This window comes from Flavobacterium sp. UBA6195 (genome assembly GCF_002422095.1).
Lineage (GTDB): Bacteria > Bacteroidota > Bacteroidia > Flavobacteriales > Flavobacteriaceae > Flavobacterium.
This window is the reverse complement of record NZ_DITB01000104.1, coordinates 1-10,018: the sequence shown is the minus strand read 5'-3', so window position 1 is coordinate 10,018 and position 10,018 is coordinate 1. Positions and strand designations below refer to the sequence as shown.

Below are 10,018 nucleotides of genomic sequence, written 5' to 3'. Positions count from 1 at the left end.
GGTCAATATCACTGGAATTTGCACTATATAATCATCTATATTATTTACACCGCGAATCGATAAATACCTATTTGTGAATCTCCTAGATTTTGATATTTCAGCACCATTAAAAAATGGGTATCCATTATTCTTTTCTAAGTAAATATGTTTAAACATTGGAGGAGCAAAAACAGACTCAGCAAAGAAACTAAGTTGTCGATAACCTTTTTTTAAAACCTTTTTTTCATATTCATAAATTTCAGGGCGATTATTTCTAACTAACCAACTATCAGTCAATTTACTTTTGCTTATTTTAAATACTTTATCCCCTTTTAGGTCTTCATATTCTCTAAATATTTTTTTTGCATTATCTAATAACTCATTTGCTTCTACACGTAAATTGGAAGCATCAATTATTAAACTATTTATTCTCTTTTGTTTATCAATCGGTAAAACTGGTATGGGTAAATTTTCTAAGTGATGAGGTTCAATATGCTGTATTACACCACCGTATCCTGATTGTGTCAGTAATCCATATCCAAATTTTGAAGCCAAATAAGCATACATAAAACCACTTAAAACATTCTTATTATTTGGAATAATTCGAATCAAATCATCAGTACCAATTACATCTTCAAAATTTGAATTAGTATATACAGTATTTCCTAATGTTCCAGATCTTGAGACTAAAATCCATCCTCTTTTTAAAAATAAATTTGATGTTTTTGTGTACTTTTTAGAAATAAATTTTCCACTTCTGATATCTGATTTCATCATATCAGAAGCTGTCATGAAAGGATAACCAAATTCTATATTAGAAACATAACATCGTTTAAAAATATTTCCTTTAAAAATATCCTCAATTTCTGATGATAGTTTTGATACTTTATATGGAGATTTTTTTAATTTTAATTTTGTTACTGGACCATCACTTAAGTGATAAGAAGCATCGAGTCTTAAATCACTTTCAGAAAACCAACTATTTTTTATATTTAATAACTTCATAAAATTTAAGAATTACAAAATTTATGGTATGCTTCTGTTATGATAGGTAAATCATCATCCAATTGTTTAACTTTCTCTTTTCTACTTTTCACTTCACTTGTTCCGTCTTTTCTTGTCAACAAATATTCAGTTAGAGTTTCAAAAAGCAATTCTGCACCATCATCATCTCTAAGGTAAATAGGGTTACCTCTTCTATCTTTTCCAAGTTTTTCAGCTATAGCCATAAAAACTTCATAATCTTCATCACTTTCCTGCGCCAACTGTCTCGATAACTCAGTTTTCTTTTCTAAAAACAATAAAGAGGCTTGTACACCAACCTGAGGTAAAAAGGCTTCAACAGCCAAATCCACAGAGGCTAATATTTTAAATTTATTAAGAATCCATTCCCTAACCTTTAGCATATTTGGATTTCCTAAAATACCATCAGGCAATACAATAGCCATTTTTCCGCCAGGTTTCAAAAAGTCATAACACGCCTCTATAAATAATACCTCAGGAGCATCACTAAATTTGGAAAGCTCATAACGTTCCGCTACTTCTTTTTCAACTTTAACTTTGGCACCAAAAGGAGGATTCGTAAAGATCATATCAAAGGTACCTCGAGCGTCTTTATAATAGCGGTCTTCGATATCACCCATAACATCTAGACTTCGACTAATAGCTTTTTCAATTTTAACAATCTCTTCTGGATGATCCCATTTTGGATAAGCAAGGGAGTTAACATGAAAAACATTGGCATGCCCATCACCAGCCATGACCATATTCATTCGCGCAGCCTTTTTCAAATCTGGGTCAAAATCAAAACCAAAAATGCTGTTTTCAGCATATTCTTTTACACGTTCATTTACCTCAAGTGAATTATATTTAGCCATCAATAAAGGACCTTCTAAATTTGGAAACAACTCTTGGGTAATTTGTTTTCTAACATGGTCCAACACCATTACAATAAATCCTCCCGAACCACAAGCTGGGTCCAAAACACGATGTTTCTCAGTTGGATTCAACATTTCAACCATCGCTTTTACAATATTTCTAGGAGTAAAAAACTGTCCCGCTTCTTGTTTCAAAGTATTACTTACAATAGTCTCATAAGCCATACCTTTCACATCAATAGATGCATCCAAAAAAGAATATTTAGCTAACTCACCCGCAATAAAAGCAACTCCTTTGTCAGTTAATTCAATGCCTTCATTTCCAGTAAAAACCTCCGAAAACATGGAATTTTCTTTTAACTTTTGGAAAATTGCTTTAATTCTATCAGCAACTGCTTTTCTTCCTGCTTCTGTATTTTGCTCTTTTACTCCAACCCAAAATTCTCTTCGATAACTAACATCCGTTTCAATAAATCTTCGCTTTTCATCATAGAGTTTACAAAAGATTAGGTTTAGCAATTGCCAAAAAGCATCTTTTTTTCTTCCCTCATTTCCATAAATATAATCATGAGCTCTTTTAAATACCTTGATTAACGAGTCATTAGCTGGTTTTCTACTGTAAGAACGATCTGCTCTGTCAATATCGGCCAAAGTTTCTCCTTCACCTGGAAAATCAGATAAGTCGGTAAACTCAAAATCATAACCAATTTCATCTTCTTCCTTTTGTAAAAAATGATAACTAGATCCGTTAGCCCACAATCCAAAATGACAACTTTCAATAGCTGCCATAGCATTTTCAAGAGTAGCTGTTAATCCTTTTTTAGAGTCAGTTTCTTTTACTTTATCATCCTGAACTACACAAATTCGAATGATATTATCTTGTATATGAGTTGTCCCTTTTTCAAAAACAACTAATTCTACTTTCTGTTTTTTTGCTTTTCCTGTATCTGGATCAATAAACTCAATTTTAAAATCACGTTCCATATCATCCAAATCAAAACCATATTCTTCGTTAAGCATACGAACAACCGATTGAAGATTCACTTCGGCACTGGTAGCTTTCTTAGCTTCAGAAGTCAATAAACATAATACTTGATTATCGTCTAATATTATTTCTTCTTGGGTAGCAGTTTCGTTATTCATTATTTATTTTTTGTATAAGTTGTTCAATTTCTTTTCGTTGGTCTCTTCTTGCTGCATAGCGTAGAAGCTTATTTTTATTTACATTGTATTTTTCAAAAGCATTTTTAAAAATTTCTTCAATTGTATATCCTAAGGGCTTTAAATAATTTTCAGAGAGCAACCAAGCATTTACTAAAACACCTTCTAGGGTAGGCACAATATAATCACCATTAAGTTGCAATGGGGTTTCCGAAATTAAAGGATATAATAAAATCACATCATTTTGTGGAAGAATATAGCGTTGAATAATTTCATGATTCGGCTCTAAATAAACTGGCTTACTCAACGACTGCATTTGATCAAACAAATCGTTTAGTTCATCTTTCTGAATAGATAAAAAAGTAGTACGCTTTTCATTCTCTCGTTCAATAATTAAATCAAGCATTTCAGTGTCCCAAACAACTAATTCAGAAGAAATAAATGATTTTGTTTTATTGTATACTCGCTTAGATTTTAAACTGACTTCAGGATTAAATTCTGGTTTAAAATCAAAAGTATACACTCCTCTTCCTGTCTGATAAATTAAATTTTCAGCTTTTAATTGATTGATTTTCCATGGAATAGTTTTATTTGATAATTCTGGAAACAAGGAAGAGAGAAACAAAACCAATTCCTTTGAAGTGATAATGGTTTGTGTTGAAAACTGTTTTTTTATAGCTATTACTAATTCGTTGTTTCTCATAAAAAGAGTAAGAAATATCAAATATAATCAAATCTTTTTAATTTCAAAACTTTGGCAAATATATTTTTAAAATGCCAATATTTTGATTATTATTGTACTCTAATAAAATACTCGTTTAGTAAGAATCAATTTATAAATTAACAATGAGCGATTTAAGTATTGAAATAAGAAAACATCCAATAAAGCAATCTGCGGATATAACTAAATTGGGTAGTAATGACTTAAAAAATCCAAATTCCACAATTTTTAAAAACCTTAATGATTATTCTCTAAACAAGAATAACATTTATTTTGATAAAATAATAGATTCTTTAAAATCATTTCCTGCATTTGCAAACTTAGCAGCGAGCCTTAATCAACCTGGTCATAAATTTGAAGTCGTATTCCCAAAAGGGATTTTAGAAAAAATCAAATCAGGCGAATTATCTTTTGTAAAAAGCACTAAAGCCTCTGATGAATTAGTAGCGTTTGTAAGAGATAATAAGACTAATTCAATAGCAGCTCAATTGCGAATTAAAGATGTATCTGAAGCGGCTGATATTGAAAAATGGAATAATATATCTACATCACTCCAAAATATTGCAGTAATGCAACAATTGTCAGGGATAACAAAAATGCTAGAACGTTTTGAAGAACAACTAACATTGATAGTTCAAGAGTTCAATAATGATAGAATTGGTAAAATACAATCTGGATATAGTGATTATTTAATAGCACTACAAACTAACGATTATGATACTAAAAAAAACATATTAACAAATGCATTAAGCAAACTAACAGAAGGGAGGTCCCAATTAATTGAAAGCTTAAAAACCAAGGTAAATCTGATTTCAAATAAACCTACTGGCTTTTGGCCTTCTTTTTTTGGAAGCTTAACATCCTGGAAATACAAAGAAGCTAACGAAGGCATTGGAAATGACATTGCAACTAATATGTTCTATATTCAAAGGGCTACCCAAGTAATTATGGCTGTAAAACAGGAATTAGGTGAGCCAAGCGGTATGATTCAATCATTAGCAGATTATAGAGATGTCATTAATTTTTTAAAAAAACCAAAAACTATTGAATGTCTGTCCGAATGGCATACAAATATAAACTGGGGTGTAGCAATGACTTCAATTCAATCAAAAATCAATCAAATACCAGAATTTCAAAAAATCAAAAACTCAGATTATATCATAAAATTAAATCAATAAAAACTATGTTCAAAGGAAGTAAATCACAAAACGGTGCAGATGCCGGTAAAGTTGTTCAAGCTGTTATAGCAACTGCAATAACAATTGTATCAGCAATTTTTGTAAAAAAGAAAATTAATTCTAAAAAAAATAAATAGAAATAATTCCATAATAGAAATAAATTTACAAACATGTCATTTAATCAAGAATTCACAATACATCCTGTAGGACAAGGCTTATTTTATAGTGGTAAAATAACACATAATAACCAAGTTAAATTCCGAATGGTTTTTGACTGTGGTAGCATTACAGCTGGTGCTGGTCAAGAAGAAGTTGAGTTGTATCGGGATGCAGATTTTTTGGGCAAAAAAGTTTTGGATTTATTGGTTATATCTCATTTTGACCAAGATCATGTTAATCATATTGGCAGATTATTAGCTGATGGAATTAAAGTTAAAAAGCTAGCAATGCCTTTTATTTCTTTTTCAGAAAGACTTTTCCTTGTTGCAAAATTCATTGATTTAAATGACGGTTTTAATCCAGATGATGATTTCTTTATAAGATTTGTAATCGACCCATTAGGAGCAATGAATGAAAATCTTGATGGAGATTCAGAAATTTTTCTAATTGAAAATGGACCAGATGAACCAATTCCTTTAACTAAAAATGGTTCATTTGAATCACAAGAATCAGGACCAAACAATAACAATGAAGAGAGATTTGACTTTTCTTTTGACAATAAAGAACCATTTACAGAACACTATTTAACATCCAAATCTGAATTAAAAATATTTAAAATTAAGGATTCCGAAAAAGGAAGTATAATATCTGCCAACTACATCAAGCTAATGGAGTTTTTATTTTACAGAAGGACTGTTGGTAAGGATGAAGAAAAATTCTATGACAAAGTAAAAGAATTATTTTTTGAGAAATTTTCAATTGATTCCAACATTGATGAAGTTAATCATTTGGATGAAATTATATCCGAGGTAAAGAAAATAGATTCCGGAACAAAGATTAAAGATATATTTAAAGAAGCTAAAGAAGTAGATGGGTTTGAAAAATTTAAAGGTATAGACATTGTTGATTTAAACACTACTGCACTATCTCTTTTACACAAAAACCTTGATGGAATTTTTCTTTTTGTTGGTTGTCCTGTAGATACCTTTAGACGTCATTACTACGATATGTTGAATCATTTTGTAATAAATGGAATAACTCATATACAAAAATTTATTTCTTCTGACGGTTCAAGAGTAGAAACACAAAACTTTCATAACACATATCCGTTTCCATATTATTATGATAATAATCCCACAAATAATTTTATTTATCCAAATGTACTTCTAACCTCAGATTCATTTTTGCTTACTCAGACTCAAGTAAATGAGTTTATGAATCATTACAGAAATCATTGGAATGATTATTGGCTATTCCAAATTCCGCATCATGGTTCCGAAAAAAACAGTAATGGTATATTACATTCCGTAATTCCAAAAAAGGTTACAAATTTTATAAATTATGGAATTGGCAATAGGGATGATCACCCTTCTTCAAGTGTTATCAATTCTTTGGTTGCTACAGGTAATTCAGTTAAATTAATTTCAATAAATCAATTTTCAGGTATTCGTTTTAATCTAAATATTGGTTAAATTTAATTTTAGGTCATTAACTAAATCAGCTTTCAAAATGAAAATTCAATACTGCTCCGATTTACACCTTGAATTCCCAGAAAACAAAAAGTTTATATTGGAAAACCATATTGTTCCTGTAGGGGATATTCTTATTTTGGCAGGTGATATTGTACCATTTGCACTAATGGATTTACATGAAGACTTCTTCGATTATGTATCAAAGAATTTTAAGTTCACCTTCTGGATTCCAGGAAACCATGAATACTATTACTATGAACGTACGGATAAATTTGGAACTGTAGATATCAAAATTCGTGACAATGTTTTTTTGGTCAATAACACGGTCAAAGAAATTGAAAATGTAAAACTGATAGCCACTACCCTATGGTCTGCAATCCCTCCCGACAAACAATGGCTAATTCAAAACGCATTATCAGATTTTAAAGTAATCAAACCTAATAAATCTGCTTTTCTAACGGACGATTACAATCAGTTACATGAAGAAAGCATAACCTTTTTAAAAAAAGAACTCAAACAAGAATCTGATAAACAGGTAATTGTAGTATCACATCATGTCCCTACTTTTTTTAACTATCCACCAAAATATAGCGATAGTAAAATTAATACTGCTTTTGCTTCTGAACAAGCTGCCTTGATAGAAAACAGTAAAATAGATCATTGGATTTTTGGGCACCATCATTATAATAGGGCTGATTTTTCAATTGGAAAAACAATGATGCATACAAATCAGTTGGGTTATGTTAAATACGGTGAGAATCAAGGATATTCAGATTGTAAACACATAACAGTTTAAATAATTTTTACATATTTAATTGATATTTAGTATAATAAACCTATATTTGCACAATAAACCAATTAGGTTTATTGTCATAAAACAGATTTATTATGCGTAATGTAGAAGATTATTTCAAGCAAATATTGGGCATTGAACTCAAATGCAAACAAGTAGCAAAAGAAAGCTTAAATAAGCTTCCTTATGTGTACACCAATAAATACAACTTTTACGAAACCAATTATTTTGAAGACAAATACCTTTTAATGAAGGTAAATAAGGAAGATGTTTATGAAGCCACGCAACTACGAAAACAGGTTATAGCAATCCAACAAGCACTGGATAAAAAAATTATTGTCGTATTAGATGATATTTCTGCAGTCACAAGAAAAAGACTCATAGAACAAAGAATTAATTTCATAGTTCCTGGAAAACAGATGTACCTAGCAGAAATGTATGTAGATATCCGAGAGTTCAAAAAAGCAAAAAGTTTTGATAAATCGTTCAGCCTGCTACCTTCAGCACAGTTAATTTTATTATATCACATACTCCACAAAGACGACAATATTAGCAATTACAGTTTCAAAGAATTAGCGGAAAAAACCGGATATTCTCAAATGGCCATTACAAAAGCAATAAATAACCTTAAAAACTTATTATTAGCCAATGTAATGGGAACAAAAGAAAAACGAATAGAATTAGAAAAAGATATACCAAAATTATGGAAAGAGATAGAGTCCAAATTGGTAAATCCAGTGCTTAAAACGGTTTATGTAGATGGAAAGCCAGAAGGTCTTTACAAATGCAATGTAACAGCATTGGAAGAATACAGCAATATGAATCCAGGAAACAAAGAACATTATGCTATAGAGAAAAATCAGTTTTACGAATTAGAGAAAAACAATAAATTATTGAATCTCAACGAAGAAAACGGTTTTTATGCGTTAGAAGTATGGAAATACAATCCAAAACTACTTGCTGATGGCATTTCTAAAAAAGATAATGTAGATCCATTATCATTGTACTTAAGCTTAAAAGATAAATTTACAGACGAAAGAATAGACATGGCATTAGACCAAATAATAGAAAAATATATATGGTAAGAGGTTTAGAAATTTTTAAGGAGCACTTCAAAGAATATAGCAACAATTATGTAATTATTGGAGGAACAGCCTGTGATATAATAATCAACAGAGAAGGCTTAACACCAAGAGCAACAAAAGACATTGACATCATTTTAGTCATAGAAGCTTTAAGCCCTGAATTTGTAAAACACTTCTGGGAATTTATAAAAACAGGTAATTATGAAGTTAAAGAAAAAAGTGAAGAGGATAGAAAATACTATCGTTTTTTAAAACCTGAAAATGACAATTATCCTTTTCAAATAGAATTATTTTCAAGAATTCCCGACTTGTTAGATTTAAAAGAAGAAGCTCATTTAACACCTATTCCAGTAGATACAGAAATTTCCAGCTTATCGGCAATTTTAATGAATGACGACTATTACAATTACACAACCCAAAACAGTCAGTTGGAAATGGGAGTGCATTTAGCTAATACAGAAGCTTTAATTGCATTAAAAGCAAAAGCTTTTCTAGATTATAAAACAAGAAAAGAAAACGGAGAAAAAATTGACGACAGACAATTACGTAAGCATAAACTAGATGTGTTCCGTTTAATGTTATTCCTAACACCTGAAGATAATTTTACACCTCCTGACAACATTAAAAAAGACATTATTGATTTCGCTGAAACAGTTAAAACAGACCTCCCAGACAAACAAATATTTAAAGAAATGGGTGCTGGTAATGTAAATGTTGAAGAATTATACCAAATGTTGAGAAAAGCTTTTAATTTATAGGAATGTGATATTCATTCCTTACATCTTTATAAATTTAATGAAAAGGTATTAAAAGCAACCCATACCCTACTCTATATTGCTAATGCATAATCTGAGTAATTGTTTAACTACAATAATAATTAGAAGCGAATGGCTTGGGCATTCTTGGTTTCCATATACCCGCTGTCCGCTAAACACGGTATCACTCCCATCGGGTCTAAAAAGTAAGCAAATGGCTTTCTTGTTTTCTTTGTTTTAAATAGGAACGCTTCGCTAAGTTATTTGCGCCCACCCAGTCCAACGCTCCCCACCGCACAAGTGGTATTTTGTGTGTTTTTAGCACTTGTTTTCCCCAAAGTAAGTCAATAAAAAAAGGCTCCCTGTTTTCCCAACCCCTCGCGCACAGTCCGCCTTTTTTTATCCACTTACACCCAATCCAAAAAACAAACGCTAAAAACACACAAAAACCACTCCCAAGCTATTATTACATAATAAAACTTATAATTCATTCCCAACACCCCACGCAGTCCCCCTGAAAGTTATAAGGGTTATTAACTCATATCCGTTACTTTGTTTGCCATAATCCATATTTCTTGTATGAATGTATGGGCTAACAACATGAAAAAAAGTAACTGTTTTTAATGGCTAATTTACCCTAAAATTTAGGTGTTCAATTTGGACTAGAATTGAGTATTTAATTAGACTGTTTTTATCAAATCTTATTTTTCAAAAATATAATTTAAGTTCATGTTTTTTTGATTTTAACATAAAAAATAAAATACCTATTTGTAGGTATTTTATTTTTTTAATCTATTTTTTTAATTTGTATTTTAAAATCATTAATGTCCGATAAAAA

The 10,018-nt window shown here is 30.5% G+C and carries 9 protein-coding genes; 6 read left to right on the top strand and 3 right to left on the bottom strand.

Features of this window, described 5'->3' with window-relative positions:
• The 3 genes from B4I81_RS09505 to B4I81_RS09495 all read right to left on the bottom strand — a co-directional run.
• On the bottom strand, positions 1-984 hold a 984-nt coding region (locus B4I81_RS09505), incomplete at its 3' end, for a restriction endonuclease subunit S (protein WP_291110042.1).
• A 5-nt stretch (positions 985-989) separates the two neighbouring features.
• On the bottom strand, positions 990-2,999 hold the full coding sequence (gene mads2 / locus B4I81_RS09500) for a methylation-associated defense system DNA methyltransferase MAD2 (RefSeq protein ID WP_291110040.1): 2,010 nt from the start codon (positions 2,997-2,999) through the stop codon (positions 990-992).
• Positions 2,992-3,627 (bottom strand): DUF6577 family protein, encoded by a 636-nt coding sequence (locus tag B4I81_RS09495; RefSeq protein WP_291110037.1) that lies wholly within the window; start codon positions 3,625-3,627, stop codon positions 2,992-2,994. The genes mads2 and B4I81_RS09495 overlap by 8 nt, the downstream gene beginning before the upstream one ends.
• Positions 3,628-3,863: 236 nt before the next feature.
• Between B4I81_RS09495 and B4I81_RS09490 the strand changes: the two genes are divergently transcribed.
• The 6 genes from B4I81_RS09490 (at position 3,864) to B4I81_RS09465 (ending at position 9,183) form a co-directional block, all read left to right on the top strand.
• Positions 3,864-4,916 carry a hypothetical protein gene (locus B4I81_RS09490; protein WP_291110035.1) on the top strand — a complete coding sequence of 351 codons (1,053 nt, stop codon included), beginning with the start codon at positions 3,864-3,866 and terminating at the stop codon, positions 4,914-4,916.
• Between the two features lie 5 nt (positions 4,917-4,921).
• On the top strand, positions 4,922-5,053 hold the full coding sequence (locus B4I81_RS09485; protein WP_291110033.1) for a hypothetical protein: 132 nt from the start codon (positions 4,922-4,924) through the stop codon (positions 5,051-5,053).
• A 33-nt stretch (positions 5,054-5,086) separates the two neighbouring features.
• Positions 5,087-6,547: a hypothetical protein gene (locus B4I81_RS09480; RefSeq protein ID WP_291110031.1), complete on the top strand. Its 1,461-nt coding sequence runs from the start codon at positions 5,087-5,089 to the stop codon at positions 6,545-6,547.
• Between the two features lie 37 nt (positions 6,548-6,584).
• Entirely contained in the window at positions 6,585-7,343 is a 759-nt protein-coding gene (locus B4I81_RS09475) for a metallophosphoesterase (protein WP_291110028.1), read from the top strand.
• Positions 7,344-7,435: 92 nt separating this feature from the next.
• Positions 7,436-8,425 carry a MarR family transcriptional regulator gene (locus B4I81_RS09470; protein ID WP_291110026.1) on the top strand — a complete coding sequence of 330 codons (990 nt, stop codon included), beginning with the start codon at positions 7,436-7,438 and terminating at the stop codon, positions 8,423-8,425.
• A complete protein-coding gene (locus tag B4I81_RS09465; protein WP_291110025.1) occupies positions 8,419-9,183 on the top strand; it encodes a nucleotidyl transferase AbiEii/AbiGii toxin family protein in 765 nt (254 codons plus the stop codon). Before B4I81_RS09470 ends, B4I81_RS09465 begins: the two co-directional genes overlap by 7 nt.
• Positions 9,184-10,018: the final 835 nt, after the last annotated feature.

What these genes read in the sequence shown, in the direction of transcription:
- mads2 (WP_291110040.1), bottom strand. Translation starts at nt 2,999, where the DNA reads ATGAATAACGAAACTGCTACCCAAGAAGAAATAATATTAGACGATAAT.
- B4I81_RS09490 (WP_291110035.1), top strand. Translation starts at nt 3,864, where the DNA reads ATGAGCGATTTAAGTATTGAAATAAGAAAACATCCAATAAAGCAATCT.
- B4I81_RS09485 (WP_291110033.1), top strand. Translation starts at nt 4,922, where the DNA reads ATGTTCAAAGGAAGTAAATCACAAAACGGTGCAGATGCCGGTAAAGTT.
- B4I81_RS09480 (WP_291110031.1), top strand. Translation starts at nt 5,087, where the DNA reads ATGTCATTTAATCAAGAATTCACAATACATCCTGTAGGACAAGGCTTA.
- B4I81_RS09475 (WP_291110028.1), top strand. Translation starts at nt 6,585, where the DNA reads ATGAAAATTCAATACTGCTCCGATTTACACCTTGAATTCCCAGAAAAC.
- B4I81_RS09470 (WP_291110026.1), top strand. Translation starts at nt 7,436, where the DNA reads ATGCGTAATGTAGAAGATTATTTCAAGCAAATATTGGGCATTGAACTC.
- B4I81_RS09465 (WP_291110025.1), top strand. Translation starts at nt 8,419, where the DNA reads ATGGTAAGAGGTTTAGAAATTTTTAAGGAGCACTTCAAAGAATATAGC.